The sequence below is a fragment of the Polyangium jinanense genome (genome assembly GCF_028435265.1).
Taxonomy (GTDB): Bacteria; Myxococcota_A; Polyangia; order Polyangiales; family Polyangiaceae; genus Polyangium; species Polyangium jinanense.
On sequence record NZ_JAGTJK010000039.1, the window covers coordinates 55098 to 82009 of the forward strand.

The following is a 26912-nucleotide window of genomic DNA, read 5'->3' on the forward strand; positions in this document are numbered from 1 at the left end:
GGTCCCCATGAAAACCGCGTTGTTTTCCGCGCTTCTCTTCGCCTTTGCCGCGGCCCCTGCCGCGGAGGACGAGCCGCCGCCGAGCTGCACGACCCAGTGCGAGACGAAGTTTGCCGAGTGCCGGGGATCGGCCCGCGACCCGGTGGATTTTTTGATGTGTAAATACCAGTACAGCTTCTGCTTGGAGAATTGCCCGCCGCGGTGAGGGCGGGCCATCCTGGAAACCTGCCCGCCGCCGAGGCCCTGAGGCTCGATCGCCTAGAATGTGAACAATCGCTCCGAAAATGGAGCGATATGAAGGCCGACACCCCCACGAGAGCTGCCACAGGCTCGACGGCAAGACGGACGACGAGGACTCGCTCGCGCCGGAGCTGCGCGGTTGGGCCTCGGTGCCGTGGATCCTCGCGCAGATCGATGATCCGGGCAGCGGCGCGACCTACCCGAAGGGCGCGATGGATCCGAAGCTCGAAGGGCACATGCTGGCTTCAAGGAGAAGCTGTCCGAGAAGGATCGGGCGCTGCTCGCGAAGTTCGTGCAGGAGCAGGCGGGCAAGCCCTGAGCCCCCGTCGCACGTCCCCCTCCAGGTCATCCCTTCCCATCGGCACGCGTGCACGGCGGTGACTCGCGAGCGAGCAACGCTTGCACCGCGGACACCGGCTACGCGCGGTACGACCGTTGCGGTCGAACGAAGCGAGGAGGTGGTCCCCATGAAAACCGCGTTGTTTTCCGCGCTTCTCTTCGCCTTTGCCGCGGCCCCTGCCGCGGAGGACGACTGCACGACCCAGTGCGAGACGGAGTATGTTGAGTGCCTCGAAGTGTACGATGAGAACACGTGTGGAAGCTGGCTCAGGTCCTGCTTGGAGAGGTGCCCGCCGCTGTGAGGGCGGGCCATCCTGGAAACCTGCCCGCCGCCGAGGCCCTGAGGCTCGATCGCCTAGAATGTGAGCAATCGCTCCGAAAATGGAGCGATGAAGCGCCGAAGCGAGGTCCGGGCGGTCCGGGTGACGCTTGGCGAAGCGCCAAGAGGGGGTTGGAGCGGTCCGGGGGCCCTTCGGCGGAGCGCCGACGGGAGGTGGGAGCGGCCGGGGGGGTCGTCGGCGAAGCGCCAAAGGCGGACTGGAGCCCCCGCTTGACCCCGTCCGTGGAGGCGAGGGGTCGGGCCGTCCTGAAGCGGCGCTCGCCCCGCCCCCTCAGGCCAAGAGCGTCCGCAAACTCGCGATCGTCACCACGAGCTCCGTCGGATCCACTGGCTTCGGCACGTGCATCTGGAACCCCGCGTTCAGCGCGCGCACGCGATCCTCGGGCCGCGTGTACGCCGTGAGCGCGATGGCCGGCACCGTCGCGATCCGATCCGGCGTGCGGCTTCGGATCTTGCGGATGAGCGAGAGGCCGTCGTCGCCCGGCATCGCGAGGTCCGAGACCAGCACGTCCGGCACGAAGTCGGACAGGATGCGCAGGGCCTCGGCCGCGTCGGCCGCGGTCTTCACGGTCGCGCCCGCGATGTCGAGGATCTCGGAGAGGATCTCCCGCGCGTCGGGTTCGTCGTCGACGACCAGGATCGACAGACCCGCGAGCGCGCGCTTCTCGGCGCGGCGTTCGTCGGCCGGCGGGCCCTGCACGGCAAGCGGGCGCGGCTTGGCGATCGGGAGCTTGACCGTGAACTTCGCGCCCGTGTCCGGGCCGTCGCTCTCGGCGCGCACCGTGCCGCCGTGCGCCTCGACGAGGTGACGCACGATCGAGAGGCCAAGCCCGAGGCCACCCGAGGCGCGCGTGAGCGTGCCGTCACCCTGGCGGAAGCGCTCGAAGATGTGCGGCAAGAGCTCGGCGCGAATGCCGCGGCCGCTGTCCTGGACCACGAGCACGGCCTCGTCGCCCGCGCGCGCGAGCCGCACGTCGATACGCCCGCCCTTGGGGGTGAACTTGATCGCGTTCGAGAGCAGGTTCCACACGACCTGCTGGAGGCGGCTCGGGTCGCCGAAGACCGGGACGCTGCCCGGATCGAAGGCCGTATGCAGCGTGATCTCGCGGTTCGTCGCGCCCGGCGTGACGGAGTGGACCGCGGCCTCGACGACGGGGGCGAGCTCCAGGATCGACGGGTCGAGGCGGAGCTTTCCGGCCGTGATGCGCGAGGCGTCGAGCAGGTCGTCGATGAGCTTCGCTTGATGCACGGCGTTGCGCTCGATCGACTCGAGCGCGCGCGGCTGGTTGCCCTCGCGGACGGCGCCGGTGCGGAGCATGCGCGCCCAGCCGAGGATGGCGTTGAGCGGCGTGCGCAGCTCGTGCGAGACGACGCCGAGGAACTCGTCCTTCACGCGGCTCGCCTCCTGGGCCTCGTGGAAGAGGCGCGCGTTGTCGAGCGCGAGCGCGGCGCGCTGGCCGAGCTCCTCGGCGAGCGCGAGGTCGGCCTGGGTGTAGCGCGCGCGCGTGGTGCCGAACGAGAGCACACCGAGGGTGTGGCCTCGCGCGATGAGCGGCACGACGATCGCCGACGTGGTGCCGATGCAGCGCATGATCTCGAGGTGCTCGTCGTCGGCGGCGAGGGCGCGCAAGGAGCCGTCGTCGACGGCGCGGAGCAGCTTCGCCTTGCCCGAGCGCGCGGCCTCGCTGATCGGGTGGTTCTTGCCGAAGGGGTAACGCGAGCGCATGTCGCGCAGGATCGCTTCCTTTTCGGGATCCTCGTGCAGGGCGCTCATGAATTGCGGGGTGCCGTCGTCGTCGAGGCTGCAGACGATGCAGTAGCCCGCGAAGCTCGGCACGGCGACGCGCGAGAGCGCCTCGGAGATGGCCGTCGAATCGAGCGAGGCGTTGAGCAGGGCGCTCGCCTCGGCGAGCAGGGCGAGGCGCCTTCGCTCGATGTCGGCCTCGGCGCGGGCCTTGCGCTCGGCCTCGTAGAGGTAGGCGCGCTCGAGCGACTGCGTGCAGGTGCGGGCGAGGTGCAGGATGAACGCATTGTCCTCGCTCGCGCGCTGGCTCGAGCGGTGGTAGCGCAGCACGAGCCCGCCGATGGCGCGATCCTCGACGAGGAACGGCACGGCGGCGACGCAGTACGGCACGTCGGAGCTGCCGTGCGCGAGGTGCGGGTAACGCGCGCGGAAGGCCTCCTCGTCGTCGAAGAAGAGAGGCGTCTGGTTGCGGACGGCGTCCGTGAGCGGCGAGGCGAAGGTGAGCTTCGTGGAGTCGTAGCGGTCGAGCGTCTCGCGCGTGTGGCCGATGGCGCGGACGAGGTCGAGGTGCTCGCCGTCGGCGGAGACGGTGGCGACGATGGCCTTGCAGCTCGGCAGCATGTCGCGCACGTGGTCGACGATCGTCTCGGCGACCTTGATGCGGCTCATCGTGTCGGAGAGCGCGGCCGTCATGCGCTGCAGGGCGACGAGGCGCATCGTCGCGAGCTCGGCGGCGGCGCGGGCGCGCTCGGTGGCCTCGTAGAGGCGCGCGCGCTCGATGGCCTGCGACGATTGGCGCGCGAGCGTGAGCAAAAACGAGCGGTCCTCGTGCGAGAGGACGCGGGGCTCGCGGAAGGAGAAGAGGATCACGCCCGTGGCCCGGTCGTCGAGCATGAGGGGCAAGCAGGCGAGCGACTTCGGCGGGGCCTGGCCCTCCGGATCGAGCTCGGCGAGGGCCCGCGCTTCGGCGACGGCGGTCTCGGATTCGAGCCAGAGCGGCTGCTTGCGGCGCACGGCCTCGGCGAGCGGACCCGGAGCATCTTCGGCGATGCGGGCGCCGCGCGAGAGCTGGCCGAGCACGAACCCGAGGGCGCCGATGATCTCGAGGCTCCCGTCCTGCGTGCACCGCGCGAGCGCGGCGGCGCGTGCCTCGACGGCGACGAGGCCTTGTTGCAGCACGGCGTCGGCGACCTGCGCGGGCGTGAGGGCCGCGGCCAGGCTCGACGTGAGGGCTTGCAGCCGCGAGGTGCGGGCGGCGGCGCGTTCGGCGGCCTCGCGGGCGCGCTGCTCGGCGGCGTGCAGGCGCGCGTTGTCGATCGCGAGCGCGGCGCGCCGGGCGAGGTCCTGGGCGATCGTGAGATCGGCGTGACCGTACCTTCGGCCCGAGTCGGCCGTGGCCAGCGTGAGCACGCCGATCGTGCGGCCCGAGGCGACGAGGGGCGCGCTGATGGACGAGATCGTGCCGAGCACGGCTGCGGGCCAGAACGGGTGGCTCCGCGGGGTAGGGACGGCGTCGTTGCTCGGCGTGAGCAGGGGCTCGCCACGCGCGAGCAGGCGCGGGCCGATCTCGGCGAGCCACATGCCGCTCTCGCGCGGCGACGCTTGGGGCGTGAGCAGGTGCTCCTTGGCGGGGTCGACGTGCGCGGCCTCGACGCGGTGCAGGCGTCCGTCTTCTTCGAGCAGGTCGATGACGCAGTAGTCGCAGAGCGTCGGCACGCTCAGTCGGGCCAGATTCGCGAGGGTCGTGCGCAGATCGAGAGAACTTGCCAGGCGCTCGCCGGCTCGCGCCAGGAAGGCGAGTTGCTCCTCGGTAGGACCGGGCTCGCGCGCTCGGTGCTCGGTGCTTTTCATGGCGTCCCGTCGGTGCGCGGCGCTCCCCCCCACGCGATGACGTCTCCGAAGCGTACCTTCATTTTCGTCGTGATACGCGACAAAAAGGCCTCGCCGGAGAAAACGTGCGGCGTCCTGGTCCGTCTGCGACGTTCCTCCGAACGCATCACGCGCGCAGGATTTGCGCGCGTGCGCGGCCGCATCGAACGCAGGTGATCCGATGCGCATGAAGGCTCACGTCGCGCGCCGCGGAGGGTGAAAAAAACGAAGCTTTGCGAAGGCTCGGGGGCTGGGACTAGAGTCCCTTCGCATGAGCACGCGACAGTCTCTTTTGCCTCGCGAGGTCTACGTCGTCGACGCCGTTCGCACGCCGATCGGACGTTACGCCGGAGGGCTCGCGAGTGTGCGGCCCGACGACCTCGCGGCGCACGTCGTGTCGGCGCTGGCGAAACGCAACGAGGCGCTCGCCCCGCGGCTCGATCACGTGGTGTTCGGCGCGACGAACCAGGCGGGCGAGGACAACCGCAACGTCGCGCGCATGGCGCTCCTCATCGCGGGCCTGCCGTACGAGGTGCCGGCGGTGACGGTGAACCGGCTCTGCGGCTCGGGCCTCGAGGCGGTCGCGGACGCGGCGCGGATGATCGCCGTGGGTGAGGCGTCGTGCGTGATCGCGGGCGGGGTCGAGAGCATGACGCGCGCGCCGTTCTCCATGCCGAAGCAGGCCAGCGCCTTCGATCGCACGCCGCCGCCGGTCTACGACACGACGCTCGGCTGGCGGTACGAGAACACACGGATGAAGGCGCGTTTCCCGCTGATCTCGATGGGCGAGACGGCCGAGAACGTGGCCGAGAAGTACGGCGTTTCCCGAGAAGATCAGGATCGCTTCGCGGTCGAGTCGCAGCGCCGGGCCGCCGAGGCGTGGAAGAGCGGGGCCTTCGCAGCCGAGGTCGTGCCCGTGCCGATCCCGCAGAAGAAAGGCGATCCCGTGCTGTTCGACCGCGACGAGTCCGTGCGCGAAGGCACGACGCTCGACGCGCTCGCGAAGCTGCCGGCGGTGTTCAAGAAGGGCGGCAGCGTGACGGCAGGCAACTCGTCACCGATCAACGACGGCGCCTCGGGGCTGCTGCTCGCGTCGGCGGAGGTCGTCGCGGCGACGGGCGTGACGCCGCTCGCGCGTGTGCTCGGCAGCCAGACGGCCGGCGTGGATCCGAGCTTCATGGGCGAGGGGCCGATCCCCGCCGTCCGAAAGTTGCTCACCCGCGCGGGCCTCTCGGCGTCGGACGTGGACCTCGTCGAGCTGAACGAGGCGTTCGCGGCGCAGGCGCTCGCGTGTGTGCGTACGCTCGAGATCGATCCGTCGCGGGTCAACGTGAACGGCGGCGCCATCGCGCTCGGCCACCCGATCGGCTCGTCGGGCGCGCGTATCGCCTGCACGCTCGTGCACGCGATGAAGGCGCGTGAAAAGAAGCTCGGCCTCGCGTCGCTTTGCATCGGCGTGGGGCAAGGGATCGCGGCTCTGTTCGAAAAAGTCTGAGGGGGTCGGGGCCAAACGGCCCCAGGTAAAAGGAAGGAAGAGACATGCAATTTCCGGCCATCAACGTGCCCGGCCAAGGGCAGCTTTACGCACGGCTCGTCACGACACTCGGCGACATCATCGTCCGGCTCGAGGAGGAGCGCGCGCCGAACACCGTGAAGAACTTCGTCGGCCTCGCGACCGGCGCGATCGAGTGGCGGGACCCGAAGACCGGGGAGGCCCAGAAGAACAACCCGCTGTACAACGGCGTCCGCTTCCACCGCGTGATCCCGAGGTTCATGATCCAGTGCGGCGATCCGCTCACGCGTTACACGGACACGGCGTCGCGCTGGGGCACGGGCGGGCCGGGCTACAAGTTCGCCGACGAGTTCCACCCGGAGCTCCGGCACGACGGGCCGGGCGTGCTCTCGATGGCGAACAGCGGCCCGGGGTCGAACGGGTCGCAGTGGTTCATCACGGAGGGGCCGACGCCGCACCTCAACAACAAGCATTCGGTCTTCGGCAAGGTCGTGACCGGTCAGGACGTGGTCAACAAGATCGCGAACGTCCAGACCTCGCGGGATCGGCCGAATGTGGACGTGGTGCTCGAGCGGGTGGAGATCTACCGGCAGTAGCCGGAGCGGGCGAAGCGGCGCCGGGCCTCCACGGAGACCCGGCGCGCAGCTTCGATCAGGGCGCGCAGGTCTTGTTCGCGCCCGCGCCCATGCACTTGTTGGTCAAACAATCGGCGTTCACGGCGCACGGGGCGCCGACCTCGCCCTTGCAGACGCCGGCCCCGTCGCAGGCCTTGTTGCCCATGCAGGTCGTCGTGGCGTTCGTGTCGTCCTGGTTGACCGGCACGTTCGAGCACGTGCCCTCCTGGCCCGTGACGTTGCACGCCTTGCACGTCCCGGTGCAATCGGTGTCGCAACAGACGCCGTCCGCGCAGAAGCCGCTCGCGCACTCGTCGTTGGTCGCGCACGCCGCCGCGATGCACTTGTCGGGGCAAGTTCCGCCGCAATCGACGCCGGTCTCCGTGCCGTTCATCACGCCGTCGTCGCAGGCGACGCACGTGTGGTCGGGCAGGCACGTCGCGTTCGCGCCCGTGCAGTCGGCGTCGGCGACACAGGCCACGCACGTGTTCATGTCGCATTTCGGCGTCGGATCGTTGCAGTCGCCGTCGTCCATGCACTCGACGCACATGCCGGCGTCGTTGCACACGCCGCCCTGGCAGGCGTCACCGGGGGTCGGCACGTGCATGGGCGCGCCGTTCACGCAGGCCGAGTCCGTGCAGGGGTTGCCGTCGCCGGGCGGCGTGTCGGACTCGTCGACGGTCTCCCTCTCGCCACCCATGCCGTCGCACTCGAGGTCCTTGCAGTCGCCGTTCGTCGGGTCGGGCAGGCCCATACCGTCGGGCGCGTCGGTCGCCTCGCACATCCCCTGAACGCAGTCCCACGCGCGGCAAGCCGTGTCCGCCGGGCAGTCCGTGGGGTTCTCGCAAGGCGTGCCGCCCATGCCGCCCGAGCCGCCTCCGCCGACGCCGCCCATGCCCCCGGCGCCGCCGATCCCGCCGACGCCGCCCATGCCGCCCGCGCCGCCGATTCCGCCCGCGCCGCCGGTGTTCGACGAGCTCGCCCCACCCCCGAGGCCGCCGGTGCCGCCCGTGGGCTCGAACTGGTTGAAGTCTTGGGTACAGCCCACGTACGTGAGGCCCAGGGCCGACAGAAGAGTTGCGGTCAAGATGGCGGAGCGCTTCACGGCATCACCTCGCTCGGGCGCGCGGGCCCGACTGGAAAGGATGCCCGAAGGTATCACGTCGAGGGCGATCGCAGGAGACCGGCGAGCGCTCACACGACCGTGGGTGGCTCGTCGTCCGGCCCACGATCCATGAGGTGGCGCGCCTCCACGAGGTGCGGCTCGACCTTCGATGCACGGGTCACGCGGGAAGCACGAAGCGCCGCGAGGACCGCGTCTTTCGTGGTCGCGCCGAGGCCCCGCGCGCGAGAGAGCGTGAGGATCGCCTGGTCGATGTCGTGCAGCTCCCCGAGGTGCCGCTGCATGCGCGTCGCGTGCTTGGCGAAGTGCATCGCCTTGGCGCCGAGCGGCGCGGCGAAGAGGTCGGCGGTGTACCGCAGGCGCTTGTAACGAATGCGGAGCTCGTGCATCGCCTCGACGTCGCCGACGTCCCGCATGGCCCACGTCACGACGTCACGCGCGGCGTGATCGAGGACCTGGTGACCGAGATCGACGGCGGACATGCGTCGCGGCGTGTCGCCGTAGAGGCGCGCGGCGAGCGCCTGGAAGGAGCGCTCGAGAGGCCTGATGCGCTTGCCGCCCGGCAAGGTCGGAGCGCGATGGGGAGGGCCGTCCCGGAGGAGGCGTGTCACCTCGGCGTGCTCTTTCCGGACGGCGAGGTCGCGGCGGACGAGCCAGCCGCCGAGCTCGTCGTGCGCCTCTTCGGGTAGGTCGAGCGCGGCGAGCGTCTCGCGCAGCACCTCCTCGTCGCGGAGATCGCCCGTGGCCTGGGCGTGGTAGCGGATCTCGCCCTCGATCCGCGCGAGCCGCTTGCGCCGCCAGAGCTCGCGCGCGACGCGGAGGATCGTCCGCATCCGCCGGAGCGCCACGCGGAAATCGTGGAGCGCCTCCTCGTCGGTGGGGCCGCCCGGCGTGTCGACGAGCGCGGACGACGAGACCACGAGGACCCGCTCCCGCGCGGCGCGCGCGTCCGTCATGAGCGCGTGGAGCGCCGCGGCGACGAGCTCGTGAGCGAAGTTATGCGTGTTCATATCCGCGACAGCGCCACCATGACGATCGGCCTGCGTCCCGTCTTCGCCTCGATGACGCGTCGCGCGGCGAGGCGCACCACCTCGGTCACGCCCTCGTCACTGGTCCGCGTCCGCCCGTCCGTGTCCGCGACCGCGCGCGACACAGCGATCGCCGCGGCGCGCATCACCTCGGAGGCGCCCTCCTCTTGATCGACGACGCCGCGCTGCACGATGCGCGGCGGGGCGGCGACCGCGCCACGCCGGTCGAGCACGAGCGACACCATCACCACGCCCGACCGTCCGAGCTGCGCGCGCTCGCGGATGACCTCGTCGGGCAGCTCGTCGCCGCCGTACGTCGCGACCTTGCCGACGGTCACGCGCGCGGCCTTCGCGAGCTTGTCGCCCTGCCCGCGCGGGAGCTCGACCACCTCGCCGTTCTCGGCGACGAGCACGTCCGAGACGCCGACCTCGCGAGCGAGCGCGGCGTGCCGCATGAGGTGGTGCAAGGTCCCGTGCACGGGCACGAACGAGCGCGGCCGGCAGAGCTCGATCATGCGCGTCTGCTCCTCGCGGTGCGCGTGGCCGCTCGCGTGCACGCCCCGGTCCGTGAGCCACGTCTTCAGGTCGATCCCCATGCGCAGCAAATCGCCCATCATCTCGAAGACCGGCCGGTCGTTGCCCGGGATGATGCGGCTCGACAGCACGACGACGTCGCCCGGGTCGAGCCTTAGGAGCGGGTGCGTGCCGGCGGCGAGGCGCACGAGCGCGCTCATGCGTTCGGCCTGCGTGCCGCTCGCGATGATGAGGACGCGGTCGCGCGGCATCGAGCCGAGGTGCTCGGGCGGCACGAGCAGATCACTCGGGAACTTGAGCCGGCCGCAGATCTCGGCGGCGCGGACGTGGGCCTGCACGCTGCGACCGAGCAAGCAGAGCCGCCGCCGCGTGGCCATGGCGACCTTCGCCAGCATGGCGAGCCGTTGCACGTTCGAGGCGAACATCCCGATGATGACGCGGGTCTTCGCGCGCGTGACGATCTCCTCCAGCGTCTGGCCCACGGAAAGCTCACTCGTCGAGCGGCCGGGTGAGTCCACGTTCGTGCTGTCGGAGAGCAAGAGCGAGACGCCCTCGTCGCCGAGCTCGGCGAGGCGCGCCTCGTCGGTCAGCTCGCCGTCGGGCGGCGTGGGGTCGAGCTTGAAGTCACCCGTGTGCACCACGATGCCCGCGGACGTCCGGAACGCGAGGGCCACCGCGTCGACGATCGAGTGCGTGACGCGGATGGGTTCGAACGAGAACGATCCGGCCTCGTACGTCTTGCGCGGCGCGACCGGGATGAGCTCGACCTCGTCGTCGCCGTAGCCGTGCTCGGCGAGCCTGTGCTTGACGAGCTCGAGCGCGTGGGCCGGCCCGTAGACCGGGACGTCCTCATCGAGGTGCGCGAGCAGATAGGGCAGCCCCCCGATGTGGTCCTCGTGTCCGTGGGTCAGCACGACGGCGCGCACGCGGTCCTTGTGCCCGACGACGTAGTCGAAGCGCGGGTGGTACGTGTCGATGCCGAGGTCGGTCGTCGGGAACGTGACGCCACAGTCGACGAGCACGACGTCGTCGCCTTGTTCGAGCGCCATGCAGTTCATCCCGATCTCGCCGAGCCCGCCGAGGGGGACGATCCGCAAGGGGGAGCGCCCGTTCGAAGGGCCGCGCGGGGGAAGGGGGGACATGCCGCTCTGCGAGTCGTTCAACGAGGACAACAGCGCTCCTTGTCGCGTTCGAGCGCCGTCATCGGCCCGCTCGTTCTCCGGAGCATAACGCGGCCTGGGCGGTATGGCGCCCTTCACGAGGAGGGAACGGCCCGATCTACCGCCCTCGCCTCCGAGGGTCTACGTTGCGCCCGCTGCTCTCCAGCATCCAAAGGCTCCCTTGCTCCGCTCCGTCCTCACGAATCTCCTCCTCCTCCTCGTGATGCCCCTCCGGTGGCTGCGCCGCTCGTTCGCCATCCCGAAGGGCGGCTACGTCGTGCTCGACCTCGACGGCCCCGTCGTCGACAACCTGCCTTCGAGGCCCCGCGGGCTCGTCCGAATCCTGCGCCGCGTGCGCCCGCCGCTCTCGGTGACGCGGGTGCGGGAGCTCTGCGAGCTCATCGCCGGCGACGACCGGGCGGCGGGCCTCTTCGTTCGGCTCGACGGATTCGCGGCCGGTCCGAGCGTGCTCGCCTCGCTGCGCAAGGTGTTCGCGAGCCTGAGGGACGCGGGCAAGGAGGTCGTCTTCTACCTGCCCATGGGCGGGGACAACGACACGATGTACCTCGCGTCGGCGGGGCGCCGCGTCGTGGTCGGGCCGGAGACGCTCGTCGCGCCGATCGGCTACGCGGCGACGGGACAGTATCTGCGCCGGGCGCTCGCCGAGATCGGGGTCGAGCCCGAAGTTTTTGCGCGCGGCACGTACAAGTCCGCCGCCGAGCCGCTCGTGCGCGACGCGATGAGCGAGGCGCAACGCGAGCAGCTCGGCGAGGTGCTCGGCGCGCGGCACGACGCGCTCGTCCGGGCGCTCGCGGAGCGGTGCGGCGGAGACCTGGGCGTCGCGTCACGCTGGATCGACGAGGCGCCGTACCGAGCGAGCCGCGCCGCCGAGCTCGGGCTCGTCGACGCCGTCGCCTACGAGGACGAGGTCACGACGCTGCTCGGCAAGGAGCCGGCCCCGACGGCGCGCTGGGTGCCGGCGGGCCACTACTTCGCGGCGCGTCGAAATCGTGGCTTCCGGCCACTCCTCCCGCGGCCGGTCGTGGGCCTGGTCGAGGTGCACGGGCCCATCGTCTCGCGCAGCCGCTTCTCGCTCGGCAAGCTCGCCGTCGAGGAGCGCGTCGTCCGGGCGCTCCGCGCGGCGCGTAGCAGCCGACGCATCGCGGCCGTCGTGCTGCACATCGACTCGCCTGGCGGCAGCGCCGTCGCCTCGGACCGCATCCACCATGAGGTCGAGCTCCTCGCGAAGGAGAAGCCGGTCGTCGCGTACCTCTCGAACGTCGCGGCGAGCGGCGGCTACTACGTGGCGGCGGCGGCGCGCGTCATCATCGCCGAGCCCCAGGTCATCACCGGCTCCATCGGCGTCGTGTCGGCGCACTTCGTCTTGCGTGGGCTCCTCGAGAAGCTCGGCGTCTCGACGGACGTGGTCAAGCGGGGGGCGCGCGCCGATCTGTTCTCACCCGTCCGGCCGCTCGAGGCGTCCGAGCGCGCGGTGCTCGAGTCCGAGGCCGACGCCTTCTACCGGACCTTCGTGGGCGTGGTCGCGCGCGGGCGGGGCCGACCCTTCGAGGACATCGACAAGCTCGCGCAGGGCCGCATCTACAGCGGGACCGAGGCGCAGGCGCGGGGGCTCGTCGACGAGCTCGGCGGCCTTGCGGACGCGGTCGCTCGGGCGTCGACGCTTGCGGGGCTTGGGCCGCTTGAGCCTCGGCTCGTTGCGCCGCCGCGGGGGGAGGGGCCGCCGCCGGCTGCGGCGCGCGTGGCCCGGGCGGCGCTCTCGGCGCTCGGGGCGCTTGGCCTCTCGCCGTGGGCCGAGCGCGTCTTGCTCGGGCTGAACCTCGGGCCGAGCGAGCGCGTGCTCGTCTACGAGCCGTGGGGTTCGGGTGGACGAACCTGGCTGGACCTCAGGTAACGTTTTCCCAACAGATCCCGCAGGATCCGCGCTCTCCGTCCTTTTTTGTGGCGCGTGGTGGGAACGACGCTACGCACCCGCGCGACGGCGGCGACGCCTGATCCGTCACGCCTCGTGTTGTCAATGCGTTGTTTCCTTACATTTGGCGAGTCCACACAATTCGACCGAATTGAAAATGGTGTGGGATGATAAACGGAATTTTCCTGCCAAGCGAGGTTACCGGAGTTTGCCCGAGGCGCTCCATATCTCGGTCTTTGTTCAGAAAAACCAGGGTAGGGCGGGACAAATCCACAGGGGTGCAGTGGTTCATGTGGTTTGGTGTGCTGAACCCTCATCTTGCTCTTGAGGGCTTGCCTGTACGCTAGGGGTTGGGGTACGACGGCGACCTGGACACTGCCGGTGGGGTTCGCCCGTCGGCGGTGGGTCGCCCGCCGGGGTGAGTCGAGCCCGGCGCGGCAAACGAATTCGAATAACTCCTGAACAAAAGCAGAGGCAGTGCCGCGGGCCTGCCAATGCAGCGTCGCCACTGTACGATTCTCGGAGCGGTTCGTACGGACAGGCGACGTTTTCCATCTTGGGAGACATGTAGATGGCGCAGCCGACGATCGGTGAGGAAGGCGGGAAGGTGGCGAAGGCGTCAGGGGAGGCCACGAAGCGCGCGGCCCGCACCTCGGACAAGCCGGGCAAGACCGCGGCAGCCGCGGCGGCCGGGGCCGCGGTCTCCGCGAAGGAGGCGAAGAAGGCGGCGCGTCCGCGTGGCCTCACCTTCGACCGGGTCTTCACGCACCGGGGGGCGAACCCGCTCGACGAGGTCACCTGGGAGCGCCGTTCGAGCGTCATCAACAACCCCGACGGCTCCGTGGTCTTCAAGATGGAGGGGGCCGAGGTGCCGGCGGGCTGGTCGCAGCTCGCGACGGACATCGTCGTCTCCAAGTACTTCCGCAAGGCCGGTCTCCACGGGAAGAAGGAGCTCGGCGAGACCAGCGTGCGCCAGGTGGTCGAGCGCCTGGCCAAGACGATCCGCGAGGCGGGCGAGAACTTCGGCGGCTACTTCGCCAGCACCAAGGAAGCGGAGGTCTTCGAGGCGGAGCTCACCTTCCTCCTCGTGAACCAGTACGGCGCCTTCAACTCGCCCGTCTGGTTCAACTGCGGCCTCTACCACCGCTACGGCATCGTCGGGGCCGGCGGCAACTACGCCTGGACCGAGCAGAAGCAGCCCTTCGACCGCGAGGAGGGGGACGGGTCGATCGTCGAGCTCTCGAACGCGTACGAGCGTCCGCAGTGCTCGGCTTGCTTCATCCAGTCGATCAACGACGACCTGATGAGCATCTACGACCTCGTGAAGAGCGAGGCGCGGCTCTTCAAGTACGGGTCGGGCACGGGCACGAACTTCAGCACGATCCGGGGCAAGCAGGAGAAGCTCTCGGGCGGCGGGACGAGCTCGGGGCTCATGAGCTTCCTCGAGGTCTTCGACCGCGCGGCCGGCGCGACGAAGAGCGGCGGCACGACGCGCCGCGCCGCGAAGATGGTCTGCCTCGACATGGACCACCCGGAGATCGTCGACTTCATCCAGTGGAAGGTCCGCGAGGAGCGCAAGGCGCAGATGCTCATCGGCGCCGGCATGTCCTCGGACTTCAACGGCGAGGCCTACCACACGGTCAGCGGCCAGAACTCGAACAACTCGGTCCGCGTCACCGACGATTTTATGCGGGCCGTGTCCACCGGCGGGACCTGGGAGACGCGGGCTCGGACCACCGGCGAGGTCGTCGAGACCCTGAATGCGAAGGACCTCTGGCGTTTGGTCGCCGACGCGGCGTGGGCCTGCGCCGACCCCGGCGTGCAGTACGACTCGACGATCAACCGCTGGCACACCTGCCCGAACTCGGGCCGGATCAACGCCTCGAACCCGTGCTCCGAGTACATGTTCCTCGATGACACGGCTTGTAACCTCGCGAGCCTGAACCTCACGAAGTTCCTCCGCGCCGACGGCTCCTTCGACATCGAGGGCTTCCGCCACGCGACGCGCGTCTTCTTCGTGGCGCAGGAGATCCTCGTGGACTTCTCGTCCTACCCGACGAAGCCCATCGCGCGGAACTCGCACGACTACCGTCCGCTCGGGCTCGGGTACGCCAACCTCGGCACGCTGCTCATGCTCCTCGGCATCCCGTACGACTCGGACCAGGGTCGCGCGGTGGCCGGCGCCATCACGGCGATCATGTGCGGCCATGCGTACAAGGTTTCGGCCGAGATGGCCGGTTCACGCGGGCCGTTCCCGGGCTACGCGAAGAACCGCGAGCCGATGCTGCGGGTGATGGGCCTGCACCGCGACGCGGCGTACGCGATCGATCGGGAGAAGTGCCCGGAGCCGCTCTGGCGCGCGGCGTGCGCGGACTGGGACGAGGCGGTGCGCATCGGCCAGCAGAACGGCTACCGCAACGCGCAGGCGACGGTGCTCGCGCCGACGGGGACGATCGGCCTGCTCATGGACTGCGACACGACGGGCATCGAGCCCGACTTCGCCCTCGTGAAGTTCAAGAAGCTCGCGGGCGGCGGGTACTTCAAGATCGTGAACCAGTCGGTGCCGGAGGCGCTGCGCCGGCTCGGCTACAGCGAGCACGAGGTGCAGGAAATCGTCGCTTACGTCTCGGGCACGAACACGCTGCTCGCGGCGCCGAACGTGAACCGGGCGTCGCTCAAGCAGCGTGGCTTCACGAACGACGACCTCGCGAAGATCGAGGCGGCCATCCCGGGCGTCTTCGACCTCGGCCTCGCCTTCAGCCCGTGGGTGCTCGGCGAAGAGACGTACGTGCGGCTCGGCATTACACCCGAGCAGCGCCAGACGCCGGGCTTCTCGCTCCTGCGCGCGCTCGGGTTCTCGTCGTCGGAGATTGCCGAGGCGAACGAGGTGATCGTCGGTCGCATGACGGTCGAGGGCGCTCCGCACCTGCGCGAAGAGCACTACGCGGTGTTCGACTGCGCGAACCGGTGCGGGAAGATTGGCAAGCGGTTCCTCGCGCCGATGTCGCACGTGCGCATGATGGCGGCGGCGCAGCCGTTCCTCTCGGGCGCCATCTCGAAGACGGTGAACCTGCCGAATGAGGCGACCGTCGAGGAGGTGCAGAAGATCTACGAGGAGGGTTGGCGCCTCGGCCTGAAGGCGGTCGCGCTCTACCGCGACGGCTGCAAGGCGTCGCAGCCGCTCTCCGCGTCGGGTGATTCGAAGGAGGAGAAGGCGGAGAAGGCCGAGAAGACCGAGGCGAGGGCCGAGGTCGTGGCGGCGACGCAGGCGCCCGCGGTGCCTGCGCTCCGGCCGACCGGTGCGCGGGTGCGCCTGCCGAAGAAGCGCACGGGCTTCACGCAGGAGGCGACCGTTGGTGGGCATAAGATCTTCGTCCGCACCGGCGAGTACGTCGACGGCACGCTTGGCGAGATCTTCATCGACATGCACAAGGAGGGCGCGGCCTTCCGCTCGCTCATGAACTGCTTTGCCATGAGCGTGTCGGTCGGCCTGCAGTACGGCGTGCCGCTCGAGACCTTCGTCGATCAGTTCACGTTCACGCGCTTCGAGCCGCAGGGTGTGGTCGAGGGGCATGACTACGTGAAGCTGTCGACGTCGATCGTCGACTACATCTTCCGTGTGCTCGGCATCGAGTACCTGCACCGGTACGACCTTGCGCACGTGCAGCCGCAGCCGGCGGCGACGATCCAGGATCCGACCGAGACGCGGGCGCAGGAGAGCTCGTCGGCCTCGCCGGCGCTGCCTGCCGCGCCGGCCCGCGTCGAGGCGCAGGAGCGCGTCACGAGTGCCCTCGATGCGCAGCTCGAGGACATGATGGGCGACGCCCCGGTTTGCGACGGTTGCGGCCACATCACGGTCCGCAACGGCGCTTGCTACAAGTGCCTGAACTGCGGCAACAGCATGGGCTGCAGCTAAATTCCCGATGCATCGACCGCATCGCGGTCGATGCACCCTCGGTCCAGGCCGTGCCTGGTCCGGGTCCAGGGGTGGACAACCCCTGGTCGGGCCCGGGGTGAAACCCCGGCTCCCCGCCACCGCCTCGGAAGTAGCCGCCGCCCTGAAACACAGGTAAACGGCATTCATGCTCACTTCTGCTCGCGCGTGTTCCGCCCTGCTCACGTTTGCCCTCGGCGCGCTGCTCTTCACCGGCTGCAAGAAGGAAGAAGAGGCACCCCAGGCCGTTCCGATTCCCTCGGCGGCTCCTGCGCCGGTCAAGGCCACGGAAGATGCGCCGCAGGCGGCGCAAGGGTCGGCGGCCGGCAGCGCTGCGCCCACCGAGGCTGCGCCTACGCCGTCGGCTGCGCCTACGCCCACGGAACAGCCGAAGGCCGTGGCTGCGCCTTCGATTGATGGGTGCTGCTCGGCGCTTCAGGCCCTGGCGAAGGACCCGAAGGCGAACGCGACCGTCAAATCGAAGGCTGCCTCCGCGGCTGCGATGTGCGCCAGCACGTCGAAGCTCGTCAAGGAGGGCAAGGCTCCGCGCTCGACTGCGCTCACGCAGATTCGCGCCACCATGGCCGGGAGCGCGCCTTCTGCCTGCAATTAGTTCGGGGTCGAACGATCAGCCGAAGTGGTCGTAGCCGCGCTCTTCCACGGGGACGCGCGTGCCGCCTTCCTGTTCGAGTGCGACGCCGCTCGAGCGGCCCTCGGCCGGGAACACCTTCCCGATTCGCGTGAAACCTGGAGGCAACGCGTCCTCCGGCACGGTCACCACGACGGCGTAGTCCTCGCCGCCGTGGAGTGCGAGTGCGAGCGGATCTGCCCCGAGGAGCGCTGCCGCTCGCGTGAGCTCGGCCGTCACGAGTGCTGCCGGGTCGAGCACCACGAGCACGCGGCTCGCCCGCGCCACGTGCCCCACGTCCCGGGCGAGCCCGTCCGACACGTCGATCGCCGCGCTGGCCACGTCCCGCGCCGCGAGCCCTGCCGCGATGCGCGCCACGGGCCTCCGGTAGGCGCGCACGGCCGGCGCTGCGTCGGCTTCCTCCGCGCGCCCTCGCTCGATCAGCACGAGCCCTGCTGCCGAGAGCCCGAGGGGCCCGGCGATCGCCACGACCTCCCCGGGCTTTGCGCCTGACCGACCGAGCGGGCGCGGCGTCTCGCCGAGCGCGGTCGTCGTGATCGAGATTTCCCGCCCGCGCGCGAGGTTCCCGCCGATGATTTGAGTACCAACTTCCTTTGCCGCCTCGTGTTGTCCTTCCGCGATGGCGCGCAGGTCTTCGTCGGTCACGTCCTCCGGCAGCACGAGGCCTGCGAGGATGCCGAGCGGCGTCGCGCCCATCGCTGCGAGGTCGCTCGTCGCGGCCATCGTCGCGCGGTAGCCGAGATCCGCCATCGAGACGAGGTCGCGCCGGAAGTGGATGCCTTCGACCTGCGCGTCGATGGTCCAGACGAGGGGCTCCTTGCCCGGCCCGATCACGGCTGCGTCGTCGCCGATGCCCACGATCGTCCGGCCCGAGCCATCCGCGCCGAACACGCGCGCGAGCATGTCGATCCGCGCGCGCTCCGAGCTCCGAGCTGTCATGCCCCGACTTTACGCGAACCGCACCGAGATCGCCGCCTTCGAAGGCGGCGCCGACGGACGCGACGCGGGCAAACGCACGACGAAGACGGCGCCTGTCGGCTCGTGGCCCTCGATGTGCACGGTGCCGTGGTGCGCTTCGACGAGCCGCTTCACGATCGAGAGGCCGAGCCCCGTGCCGCCGTGCTCGCGCGTCGACGACTGATCCACCTGGTAAAACGGATCAAAGACCTTGTCGCGCTCGGCCTCCGGGATGCCGATGCCCGTGTCGGCCACGCGCACCTCGACCATCTGCCGAAGCGGCGCGAGCAGCACCATGCCGGGCTCGTCGCTAACGTCCGCCTCGGTCGCCATCTGCCGCGCGACCATCTGCACCGTGCCGCCCGGCGGTGTGAACTTGATGGCGTTCTCGCCGAGGTTCACGAACACCTGCCTGAGGCGCTCCGGATCACCGAGCACGAGCGGCAGATCTCCCGGCGCGTCCACGGTGAGCGTGACGCCCTTTTTCGTGGCCACGGGCGCGACTGTCGAGGCTGCTTCTGCGAGCACCACGCCGATCGCCACGTCGCTCCGGCGCATCATCACGGTGCCGCTCTCGAGCTTCGACAGGTCGAGCAGGCTCATGATGAGCTTCAGGAGCTGATCACTCTTCGCCTGGATGATCTGCACGAAGTCGAGCTGCGGCCCCGTCAGCTCGCCGGCGATGCCGCCCACGAGCATCTCGCTGTAGCCGAGGATCGAGGTGAGCGGCGTCCGGAGCTCGTGCGAGATCGTCGCGAGGAAGTTCGACTTCAGCTTGTCGAGCTCCTGCTGCCGCTCGTAAGCCTGCTCGAGCGCCGCGTTCTTTTCGGAGAGCTCGCGGTAGCTCTCGCGGATCGACGCGATGTGCATCTTCGACGTGAGCAGGGCCTTGTGCCCGCTCCAGAGGATCACGTCGAGCACGGCGACGAGATGCTTCGAGACGATCTCGGCCGTCGCCTCGGTCGCGCGCGCCATGTGCGGCAAAAGCTCCGCCGCGCGCGCCGGATCGATGCCTTCGATCGCGAGCAGCGTGTCGGGCACGCTCTCGACCGAAGGCGGGAGGTAGGGGCCGAGGATCGCGCGGCCGATGGTGCCGCCCTCGTATTCGATCGGGACGACGCGGTAACGCGCGCCGGTGAAGCAGCCGTGCGTGGCGCCTTCGCTCGACGTGACGCGGAGGCGTTTGACCTCGGAGACGATGGCGCCGCAGGCGCGGCGGCCCGCGGGCTCCTCGTTGATCATCGCGCAGAGCGGGGCCTCGCGTGACGAGCTCGCCAGGCTCACGCCCGAGTTCGAGACGATACGCACGGGCATGCCGAAGACCTGCTCGATCGAGCCGACCATGCCGCGCATCGCCTCGCGGTCGACGAGGTCCTCGAGCCTGAGAGGTCCGAGTCCGAGGCCGAGCGCGTCGACGTCGGTCGAGCGCTCGTCGCTCAAGGAGCGCCTCCGGGCGCAGCGCCGGCCGCCCGGCCGCCCATCCGCGCGGCGATGAGCTCGCGGAACGGCGTGGTCACGCCGAGCTGCTGCGCCGCGGTCGAGACGAGGTCGTCGCCGTCGATCGAGAGCTTGCGCGCGAGCTGATGGCTCTGATCGAGCGACCGCCACGTGAGCCAGAGCAGGCAGACGAACGTCTCGACGACACCGATCCCGCGCGTCGCGACCGCGCGGAACACCGGCTCCTTGCCGCGCGCCGCGAGCCGCGCGAGCTCCTCGTCGCTGCGGATGTCCGGCAGATCCCGTTTGTTGAACTGGATCACGAGCGGCATCTTCGAGATCTCGATCCCGTTGTCGCGCAGGTTCTGGCGCAGATCGAGGAACGCGTCGGCGTTGCGTTGTGTCTCGGAGACGCGCGAGTCGGCGATGAGCGCGACGCCGTCGGCGCCTTGCAAGACGAGCCTGCGCGTCGCGGCGTGGATCGGCTGGCCGGGGACGGTGAAGAGCTTGATGCGGAGCGAGACGTCGCCGTCTTTCGAGCGGAACGTGAGCGGCAGGAGATCGAAGAAGAGCGTGCGGTCGTCTTGCGTCTCGAGCGTCATGAGCCGCCCGCGCGCGTCGGCGCCGGCGCGGCCGTGCAGAGCGACCAGGTTCGTGGTCTTTCCGCTCAGCGCAGGACCGTAATAGACGAGCTTGATCGAGATCTCGCGTGATGCGAAATCGAGCTGCACGCTTGCACTATCGCATGGGCCGAGGGCGCACGTCCCCCGGGATCGTCACTTCGCGGCCGCGTCCGTGGTCCAGAGCGAGCGGCGCATGGATTCGAGACGCTCCACCACGCCCGTGAGCTCCTTCGCTTCCGCGTCGCAAGCCTGCGTCGCGGCCTCCACGCCCGGCGCCTTGCCCGCTCGCTCGGAGCGCGCGGCTTCCAGCACCTCGATGACCTCGCGGTGAAGTTCCTCGCCTGCGGTCACGACCCACTGGTCGAGCCGCTGCGCGAACTCCTGGATCATCTCGTCGAGCTTGGGCCCCACGCGCGCGCCGGCCTCACGCAGCGCGTTCGGCGCGAGCTCCTTGGCGCGCTTCTTCGTCTCGGCCTCGACCTTGTCCTTCACGTAGACGGCGAGGACCGGGGAGGCGAGCAGAAGCAGGCCGCCGAGCAGGACGTTCGTGAACATCACGCCGAGCCCGAGCGTGAAGAGCGCGAAGACGCCCACGTCGTAGCCGAGCGTGTCGACCTCCACGCTGGGCGAGCGGACGTCCGAACCGAGCGCTTGCCCGACGCGCTTGGCCACGTCGTGCGCGTCCTCGCGGACGAGCGCGATCGTCTTCTCGGCCAGCGCTTCGAGCGCGTTCGCGATCTCCTTCGTCTCGGCTTGCGCCCAGTCGGCGAACGTCTTCTCGAGGAAGGGGCCGAGCCACACCTTGATGTCGTCGGCCGAGTGGTTGTCGACGAGGTCCGGGATCTGCCGGGTCACGTCGTCGACGAAGTGAGCGAGATCTCGCTGCACCCAGGCGCGGATCGCGGCGACCTCCTCGCGAATGCCCGCGCGACGCTCCTCGATCGTGCGCGACTGGCCCGCGAGATCCTTCTCCAGGAGGTCGATGCGACGCGTGAGCTCCTCGCTCGACATCTGCGCGGCGCGCCTGCGCGCGTCGATGCCCTTCACGAGCATGCGCGCGGCTTCGAGGCCCTCGCCGAGCGCGTTGTCGAGCAGGATGCGGCCTCGCTCCTCGGCGAGGAACTTCGTCATGTGCGAAAGCAGCTCGGGCATGCCGCTCTCCTCGGGGTGACCTTCGGCCGCGCGCTTCGCGCTCACGGGGAAGACCACGGGCGTGCGGATGAGCTTCGCGAGCTCGGTGCGGATGTACGCGAGCGCCTCTTCCTCTTCGTCGTCGCTCCAGATGTCCTTCTTGGTGACGACGAAGATGATCTTGTCGCGCGACTGGCCGAGCAGCTTCTCGTTGAGGAAGACGCGCTCGCTCTCCTTGAGCGGCTGGCCCGCGTCGATGAGGAAGAGCACGGCGTCGGAGCGCGGGATGTAGCTGTAGGTGATGTCCGCGCGCTGGAGCGAGAGGTCGTTCACGCCTGGCGTGTCGACGAGCACGATGCGCTCGCGGAGCAGCTCCGCCGGGTAGAAGACCTCGAGGTGCTTCACCTCGCTCGTCGCGCTCTCGGAGCCTTTTTCCTGGCCGACGGCGAACTTGCGCACCTCCTCGAACGGCATCGTCGTGCGCTCGCCCGAGGCGCGCACGAGCTCCGCGCGGGGCTCGGGCGCGTATTCGAGGTGATGAATGACGGCCGTCGTCGGGGTCACGCCGACGGGCAGGACCTCGGCGCCGAGCAGCGCGTTCACGAACGTCGTCTTGCCGTGGTTGAACTCGCCGACGACGACGAGATGGAAGCGGTCGGCCGCGAGTTTGTCGACGACGTCGCTGCCGATGCGGCGCGTCAGCGATTTCGCGCCGACGCGGCCGGCGATCGAGAGCAGCTCGCGTAGCGCCGTGGTGACTTCGACCTGTCTCGTGCGGAATGTCTCGAGCATCGTGCGTGCGCTCCTAGCCGACCACCTTGATGATGTCGTGCACCTTCTCGTCGACCTCTTCCATCGAGAGGCCGGGGCCATCGTGGCCGATGTGCTTCTTGTAGAGCTCGCTCTCGGCGAACGTGCGCAGGGCCATCACGCGCTTCGGCAGGTAGGGGTGGCTCGCGAGCAGCTCGCGGTAGCGGCCCACGCCTTCCCGGCCCTCCTCGTACTGCGCGAGGAACGCCTCCATGTTGAGCTCGGCGTAGAGCTTGGCCGATCCGAGCGCGAGCTTGGCGAACGTCCGCTGCGAGACGTCGAGGCTCTTGCAGCAGAGCAGGCCCGCGCGATCACACGTCACCTCGGCGCGGCGCGACCAGCTCGAGAGCGCGATCATCGCCGGCTCGACCAGCGGGCCGAGCCACCGAGACGCCATGACCTTGAGGTAGTGCATCGCCGTCAGGTAGACGACGTGGCTGTTGTGGATGTGGCCGCACTCGTGGCCGATGACGTTGCGCAGCTCCTCGTCGGAGAAGTGATCGACGAGCGCGGAGTGGACCATGATGAACGAATCGTCGTTCGTCCCGTACGTCGCCGCGTTCATCTGCGGGTTGTTGAGGATGTAGACGGTGGGCGTGGCGATGCCGAGCGTCTGCGCGCACTCAGCGGCGATGCCGTGCACGCGCGGGAACTGGTTCGTCCCGACCTTCACCGCGTGGCCGAGCAGGTCACTTTTGCCGACGGCCTTGAAGAACCGGACGGAGGCGGCGACGGCCAGCTCGACCGGCTTCATCTTGTCGAACGCGGCGCGCGTCGTCCGATCGGAGACGTACGCATACGCGTGTCCACCCCCGTCCACGCCGCCTGCGCGCTGTTCTTTGCGGTTCTCGATGAAGCCTTTGAAATCGAGCGTCCCGACTTGTGCCATGGTCCTCGAAGGTAACGGTGTGCCCCCCACGGCGCAACCGTCGGCCCAGGATCCACCACGAAAATCAAAACTCCTTCACGCGGCCTTCACACGCCGAGCATTTCGACGAGACCACGCGCGGAGAGCGCTTCGAGCGCCGCCGTGCGCGCCACGAAGCGCCGGTAATCCTTGAAGGCGACCACGCCGCGTGGACGCAATTCATAGTCCGTGACGCGCGTGATCGTGAAGCGGAGCGTCGCGAAGAGCGCCGCGTCGTGGAGTGCCGCTCGCTCGTCGTCCGCGAGGGCGCGGACCGCGGAATATCCGCCCGCGAGGGCCCGCGCGAGGCCTCGATCGAGGCCGTCTCCGAAGCACCACGCGAGCACCGTGACCATGAGATCGAACGCGGCCGAGCCGCTCGACGAGCTCTCGAAATCGAGGAGCGCGGTGAGCGCGCCGTCCCTGAACAGGACGTTGTCCCGAAAGAGATCCGCATGGATCACCGGGAGCGTCGGGCCGAGGCTCACCCGCGAGAGACGGTCGAGCTGCCGTTCGAGCTCGGGCAGGAGGTTTCGAATGTGCTCCGGGACGTTCGTCCGCTCGCGAAGATGCGCGAGCCGCGCCGCGAGATCCTCAGGGCCGAACCGCGTCACGAGCGGCTCGCCGAATGACGCGCCCGCGAGGTGCACCCGCGCGAGCCCTTCCCCCACGGCGCGCGCGTGCGCCTCGGTCACGCCGCGCTGACAGACGACCTCGCCTTCGATCCACGGGAACACGACCGCGGGTTTGCCCGCGTGCTCGGCCACGAACGAGCCGCCTCCCGAGGCGAGTGGAAGCGGCTTCGGGGTAGGTACGCCGCGCGCGGCGAGGTGCGCGAGCAGGCGCGCCTCCCGCTCGGCCGAGGCCGCATCCGCGCCCTCGTAAATCCGCAAAAAGACCCGGCTTCCGCCTTCGATCGTGAGCTCGTAGCTCGTGTTCACGCTGCCCGCGTCGAGACCGTGCGCGCCCGTGATCACGAGGCCGAAGCGCGCGCCGAGCGCCCGAGCTTCGTCGATCGAGAGTGCCGTGAAGATGCCCATGTCCGGCTGCACGGTACCAAGGCGCCGCCTCTCGCGCCCCGGGGATCCGTGCGTTATGAAAGGGAGGCACGAATCCATGCTTGGGGGAGGCGCTCCGGCGAGCGGAGCTTGGCCCTCAAACCACCGTCCGAATGCAACAGATCTACGGAAACACCACGGGCCTCAGCCCGCACGCGGTTCGACTTCTGGAGCGTATCTACCGGCGCAAGGTGCCCCTCGATCACGTGGCCACGCCGGAGCTCGTCAAATCTCTCGCCGAGGCCTCGCACGTGACGGGCCGCCAGGTCGGCGCGCTCGTGCATCGATCGGGCGAGATCGACTACGTGATCGTCGGTGACGCGACGAAGCTCATGCTCCCCGACATCGGCCGCCTGCGCGCCGCCGAGGGCCGCTTCCGCGCGCTCCGCCTCGTCCACACGCACCTCTACAACGAGCAGCTCACGCGCGACGACATCGTCGACCTCGTACGCCTGCGCCTCGACCTCGTGGCCGCGATCCAGCTCTCGCCCGAAGGCGAGGCGAAGTCGATGGATCTCGCGTACAACACGCCGCCGTCGCCCGTCGCGGAAGGGGAGGACCCGCGAAATGGTTTGCCCTATCGGCGCGTGGGACCGCTACCCGTCGGCCGCATCGACATCCATTTCGGCGAGCTCATCACCGCGCTCGAAGACGAGTTCGCCCGTCGGTCGCGTATCTTCACGCACGCGAAGGATGGCCGGGCCATCCTCGTGCACGTCGCGGAGAAGTCGAAGCAAGGCGCGTACGCGGAGGCCGAGGACAGCCTGCGCGAGCTCGCCGAGCTCTCGCGCACCGCGGGCGTCGAGGTCGTCGACACCGTCATTCAGCTCCGCGACAAGATCGACCCGCGCCTCATCGTCGGGAAGGGCAAACTCGACGACATCGTGCTGCGAGCGGCCGAGCTCGACGCAGCGACGCTGGTCTTCGATCGCAACCTCACGCCCTCGCAGGCGTCGGCGATCTCCAAGCACGCAGATCTCAAGGTGATCGATCGGACCCAGCTCATCCTCGACATCTTCGCGCAACGCGCCGAGTCCGCGGACGGCAAGCTCCAGGTCGAGCTCGCGCAGCTCAAGTACGCCCTGCCGCGCCTCGCGATGAAGGACGACTCGCTCTCGCGCCTCACCGGCGGCATCGGCGGACGTGGCCCCGGCGAAACGAAGCTCGAGATCGGACGCCGCCGCGCCAAGGAGCGCGTCTCGTTCCTCGAAGCGCAGCTCAAGAAGCTCTCGCGTCAACGTGAGCAGCGGCGCCGCAAGCGCGCGCGCAAGGACGTGCCGATCGTGAGCATCGTCGGCTACACGAACGCAGGGAAGAGCACGCTCCTCAACACGCTCACGGGCTCGGACACGATCGCGGAGAACAAGCTGTTCGCCACGCTCGACACGCGCTCGCGTCGGATCCGTTTTCCCGAGGAGCGCGAGGTGATCATCACGGACACCGTCGGCTTCATCCGCGAGCTGCCGAAGGATCTGTTCGCCGCGTTCCGCGCCACGTTCGAGGAGGCCGCGGACGCGGACCTCATCCTGCACGTGGTCGACGCGAGCGACCCGGCCCACGACCAGCACATCGCGACGACCGAGGAGCTGCTCGGCGAGCTCGGGCTCTCGTCGATCCCGCGGATCCTGGTCTTCAACAAGGTCGACCTCGTCGACAAGGCCGAAGCGCGAAGGCTGCTCTTCGGCAACAAGAACGCCGTGCTCGTGTCCGCGACGAACCGCGAGACGACACGCGCGCTTCTCGCGACGATCGCCGATCGGCTGAAGGATCGCTGGGAGCAGGCGAGGACGGTGCCGGCCTACGACGTGGACGAGGACGAAGCGTCGGAGCAGGCGAGCGAAGGCGACGCCGCGGACGCGTCGGCCGAGCCGGAGCTCACGACGCTCGCCGAGCTCACGGCGGGCAAGCGGTATCGGCGGACGACGCTTCGGGTTTGAAAGGAAAAACGCGCGGGGATCCGCTTCATCGGAGCGGGCCCCGCGCGTTCGTCAGATCACGGCGCGCATTCGCCGTTCGTGCACACGTTGGAGATGCACTCGTCCGGCAGACCGCAGGGCGTGCCGGCGACCTTGAGGCAAGTCGCCGCGTCGCTGCATGCCTCACCCGCGCCGCACGCGGGATCGGCCGTGCCCGCCACGACCGGCGTGCACGTGCCCACCGAGCCTGCGTTGTTGCAGGCGAGGCAGGTCCCGTTGCACGCGCTGTTGCAGCAGACGCCGTCCGTGCAGAAGCCGCTCTGGCACGCGTTCGACGACGCGCACACCGCGCCGTTCGCGACCTTCGGCACGCACGTGGTGCCGTTGCAGTAGTTGCCCGCGGCGCAGTCCGCGTCCTGCGCGCACGTCGTGGCGCAGGCCGTCGCGCCGCAGATGTACGGCGCGCACGCGACGTTGTCGTTCGCCTGGCACGTGCCGGCGCCGTCGCAGGTGTCGGGCTGGTTCGCGACGCCGTTCGTGCAGCTCGCCGTCGCGTCTCCGCACGCCGTTCCCGCGACGTCGTCCGTCACCTGCTCGGCGCCTGCGGCGTCGCACGTGTGCTGCTTGCAATCGCCCGCCACCTCGTTCGAGGACGGCGTGCCTTGCGCCTTCGGCTCTTCGCCGCAGTTCTTGTTCGCGTCGCAGATCGCGTTGACGCACGGGCCCGACGCCGCAGGGCAGTCGGTCGCAGGATCGACGCAGTTGCCGGCGCTGCCACCGACTCCACCCGCGCCGCCTTGGCCACCTTGGCCGCCCGCGCCACCGACTCCACCCGCGCCACCTTGGCCACCTTGGCCACCTTGGCCGCCCTGACCGCCTTGGCCGCCAGCGCCACCTTGGCCGCCTTGGCCGCCGGTACCGCCCGATCCGCCGTTGCCGATCGGGATCGCATCCCGATCGACCGACGCGACGAGCTCGCAGCCCGCGCCGACGGAGAGGGCAACGCCCGTGCAGATCACGAGCGCTGCCCAGCTTCGAGTGCTCCGTGCCTTCATC

General features: G+C 69.6%; 19 protein-coding genes. 8 read left to right on the forward strand and 11 right to left on the reverse strand.

Annotated features, from left to right (window positions below; genetic code table 11):
* Positions 1-7: 7 nt before the first annotated feature.
* Together KEG38_RS40380 and KEG38_RS40385 are read left to right on the forward strand one after the other, a co-directional pair.
* Positions 8-205, forward strand: coding sequence for a hypothetical protein (locus KEG38_RS40380; RefSeq protein ID WP_272425803.1), 198 nt, complete (start codon positions 8-10; stop codon positions 203-205).
* A gap of 502 nt (positions 206-707) precedes the next feature.
* Complete coding sequence (locus KEG38_RS40385; protein ID WP_272425804.1) at positions 708-881, forward strand: hypothetical protein; 174 nt, start codon at positions 708-710, stop codon at positions 879-881.
* A 309-nt stretch (positions 882-1190) separates the two neighbouring features.
* On the opposite strand, the gene KEG38_RS40390 is transcribed toward KEG38_RS40385, so the two are convergent.
* Complete coding sequence (locus tag KEG38_RS40390; protein WP_272425805.1) at positions 1191-4514, reverse strand: GAF domain-containing protein; 3324 nt, start codon at positions 4512-4514, stop codon at positions 1191-1193.
* A 289-nt stretch (positions 4515-4803) separates the two neighbouring features.
* Between KEG38_RS40390 and KEG38_RS40395 the strand changes: the two genes are divergently transcribed.
* Together KEG38_RS40395 and KEG38_RS40400 are read left to right on the forward strand one after the other, a co-directional pair.
* Positions 4804-6027 (forward strand): thiolase family protein, encoded by a 1224-nt coding sequence (locus KEG38_RS40395; protein ID WP_272425806.1) that lies wholly within the window; start codon positions 4804-4806, stop codon positions 6025-6027.
* A 44-nt stretch (positions 6028-6071) separates the two neighbouring features.
* Positions 6072-6641, forward strand: a complete 570-nt coding sequence (locus tag KEG38_RS40400; RefSeq protein ID WP_272425807.1) for a peptidylprolyl isomerase — start codon at positions 6072-6074, stop codon at positions 6639-6641.
* Between the two features lie 55 nt (positions 6642-6696).
* Here the strand turns inward: KEG38_RS40400 and KEG38_RS40405 are convergent, their stop codons facing one another.
* The 3 genes from KEG38_RS40405 to KEG38_RS40415 form a co-directional block, all read right to left on the reverse strand.
* Entirely contained in the window at positions 6697-7764 is a 1068-nt protein-coding gene (locus KEG38_RS40405; protein ID WP_272425808.1) for a hypothetical protein, read from the reverse strand.
* An 89-nt stretch (positions 7765-7853) separates the two neighbouring features.
* Complete coding sequence (locus tag KEG38_RS40410) at positions 7854-8792, reverse strand: CHAD domain-containing protein (protein WP_272425809.1); 939 nt, start codon at positions 8790-8792, stop codon at positions 7854-7856.
* Positions 8789-10486: a ribonuclease J gene (locus KEG38_RS40415; protein ID WP_272425810.1), complete on the reverse strand. Its 1698-nt coding sequence runs from the start codon at positions 10484-10486 to the stop codon at positions 8789-8791. Before KEG38_RS40415 ends, KEG38_RS40410 begins: the two co-directional genes overlap by 4 nt.
* 199 nt (positions 10487-10685) lie before the next feature.
* On the opposite strand from KEG38_RS40415, the gene sppA reads away from it, so the two are divergent.
* The 3 genes from sppA (at position 10686) to KEG38_RS40430 (ending at position 16981) form a co-directional block, all read left to right on the forward strand.
* Positions 10686-12416, forward strand: a complete 1731-nt coding sequence (gene sppA / locus KEG38_RS40420) for a signal peptide peptidase SppA (RefSeq protein WP_272425811.1) — start codon at positions 10686-10688, stop codon at positions 12414-12416.
* 589 nt (positions 12417-13005) lie between these two features.
* Entirely contained in the window at positions 13006-16350 is a 3345-nt protein-coding gene (locus KEG38_RS40425; protein WP_272425812.1) for a vitamin B12-dependent ribonucleotide reductase, read from the forward strand.
* Positions 16351-16516: 166 nt separating this feature from the next.
* Positions 16517-16981: a hypothetical protein gene (locus KEG38_RS40430; RefSeq protein ID WP_272425813.1), complete on the forward strand. Its 465-nt coding sequence runs from the start codon at positions 16517-16519 to the stop codon at positions 16979-16981.
* Between the two features lie 15 nt (positions 16982-16996).
* Here the strand turns inward: KEG38_RS40430 and thiL are convergent, their stop codons facing one another.
* From thiL to KEG38_RS40460, 6 genes are all read right to left on the reverse strand, one after another.
* Positions 16997-17956, reverse strand: coding sequence for a thiamine-phosphate kinase (gene thiL / locus KEG38_RS40435; RefSeq protein ID WP_272425814.1), 960 nt, complete (start codon positions 17954-17956; stop codon positions 16997-16999).
* A gap of 9 nt (positions 17957-17965) precedes the next feature.
* Positions 17966-19414, reverse strand: coding sequence for an ATP-binding protein (locus KEG38_RS40440; RefSeq protein WP_272425815.1), 1449 nt, complete (start codon positions 19412-19414; stop codon positions 17966-17968).
* Positions 19411-20142 carry a GTP-binding protein gene (locus KEG38_RS40445; RefSeq protein ID WP_272425816.1) on the reverse strand — a complete coding sequence of 244 codons (732 nt, stop codon included), beginning with the start codon at positions 20140-20142 and terminating at the stop codon, positions 19411-19413. The genes KEG38_RS40440 and KEG38_RS40445 overlap by 4 nt, the downstream gene beginning before the upstream one ends.
* A 45-nt stretch (positions 20143-20187) precedes the next feature.
* Positions 20188-21957, reverse strand: coding sequence for a dynamin family protein (locus KEG38_RS40450; protein WP_272425817.1), 1770 nt, complete (start codon positions 21955-21957; stop codon positions 20188-20190).
* Positions 21958-21970: 13 nt separating this feature from the next.
* Positions 21971-22864 (reverse strand): M48 family metallopeptidase, encoded by an 894-nt coding sequence (locus tag KEG38_RS40455; protein ID WP_272425818.1) that lies wholly within the window; start codon positions 22862-22864, stop codon positions 21971-21973.
* An 86-nt stretch (positions 22865-22950) separates the two neighbouring features.
* Positions 22951-23934 carry a homoserine kinase gene (locus KEG38_RS40460; protein WP_272425819.1) on the reverse strand — a complete coding sequence of 328 codons (984 nt, stop codon included), beginning with the start codon at positions 23932-23934 and terminating at the stop codon, positions 22951-22953.
* Positions 23935-24053: 119 nt separating this feature from the next.
* Between KEG38_RS40460 and hflX the strand changes: the two genes are divergently transcribed.
* Positions 24054-25877 (forward strand): GTPase HflX, encoded by a 1824-nt coding sequence (hflX, locus tag KEG38_RS40465; RefSeq protein ID WP_272425820.1) that lies wholly within the window; start codon positions 24054-24056, stop codon positions 25875-25877.
* Between the two features lie 56 nt (positions 25878-25933).
* Here the strand turns inward: hflX and KEG38_RS40470 are convergent, their stop codons facing one another.
* On the reverse strand, positions 25934-26911 hold the full coding sequence (locus KEG38_RS40470; protein ID WP_272425821.1) for a hypothetical protein: 978 nt from the start codon (positions 26909-26911) through the stop codon (positions 25934-25936).
* Position 26912: the final 1 nt, after the last annotated feature.

What these genes read in the sequence shown, in the direction of transcription:
- KEG38_RS40415 (WP_272425810.1), bottom strand. Translation starts at nt 10,486, where the DNA reads ATGTCCCCCCTTCCCCCGCGCGGCCCTTCGAACGGGCGCTCCCCCTTG.
- KEG38_RS40450 (WP_272425817.1), bottom strand. Translation starts at nt 21,957, where the DNA reads ATGCTCGAGACATTCCGCACGAGACAGGTCGAAGTCACCACGGCGCTA.
- KEG38_RS40470 (WP_272425821.1), bottom strand. Translation starts at nt 26,911, where the DNA reads ATGAAGGCACGGAGCACTCGAAGCTGGGCAGCGCTCGTGATCTGCACG.
- KEG38_RS40425 (WP_272425812.1), top strand. Translation starts at nt 13,006, where the DNA reads ATGGCGCAGCCGACGATCGGTGAGGAAGGCGGGAAGGTGGCGAAGGCG.
- KEG38_RS40430 (WP_272425813.1), top strand. Translation starts at nt 16,517, where the DNA reads ATGCTCACTTCTGCTCGCGCGTGTTCCGCCCTGCTCACGTTTGCCCTC.
- KEG38_RS40380 (WP_272425803.1), top strand. Translation starts at nt 8, where the DNA reads ATGAAAACCGCGTTGTTTTCCGCGCTTCTCTTCGCCTTTGCCGCGGCC.
- KEG38_RS40455 (WP_272425818.1), bottom strand. Translation starts at nt 22,864, where the DNA reads ATGGCACAAGTCGGGACGCTCGATTTCAAAGGCTTCATCGAGAACCGC.
- KEG38_RS40400 (WP_272425807.1), top strand. Translation starts at nt 6,072, where the DNA reads ATGCAATTTCCGGCCATCAACGTGCCCGGCCAAGGGCAGCTTTACGCA.
- KEG38_RS40385 (WP_272425804.1), top strand. Translation starts at nt 708, where the DNA reads ATGAAAACCGCGTTGTTTTCCGCGCTTCTCTTCGCCTTTGCCGCGGCC.
- hflX (WP_272425820.1), top strand. Translation starts at nt 24,054, where the DNA reads ATGCAACAGATCTACGGAAACACCACGGGCCTCAGCCCGCACGCGGTT.
- KEG38_RS40410 (WP_272425809.1), bottom strand. Translation starts at nt 8,792, where the DNA reads ATGAACACGCATAACTTCGCTCACGAGCTCGTCGCCGCGGCGCTCCAC.
- KEG38_RS40390 (WP_272425805.1), bottom strand. Translation starts at nt 4,514, where the DNA reads ATGAAAAGCACCGAGCACCGAGCGCGCGAGCCCGGTCCTACCGAGGAG.
- thiL (WP_272425814.1), bottom strand. Translation starts at nt 17,956, where the DNA reads ATGACAGCTCGGAGCTCGGAGCGCGCGCGGATCGACATGCTCGCGCGC.
- KEG38_RS40395 (WP_272425806.1), top strand. Translation starts at nt 4,804, where the DNA reads ATGAGCACGCGACAGTCTCTTTTGCCTCGCGAGGTCTACGTCGTCGAC.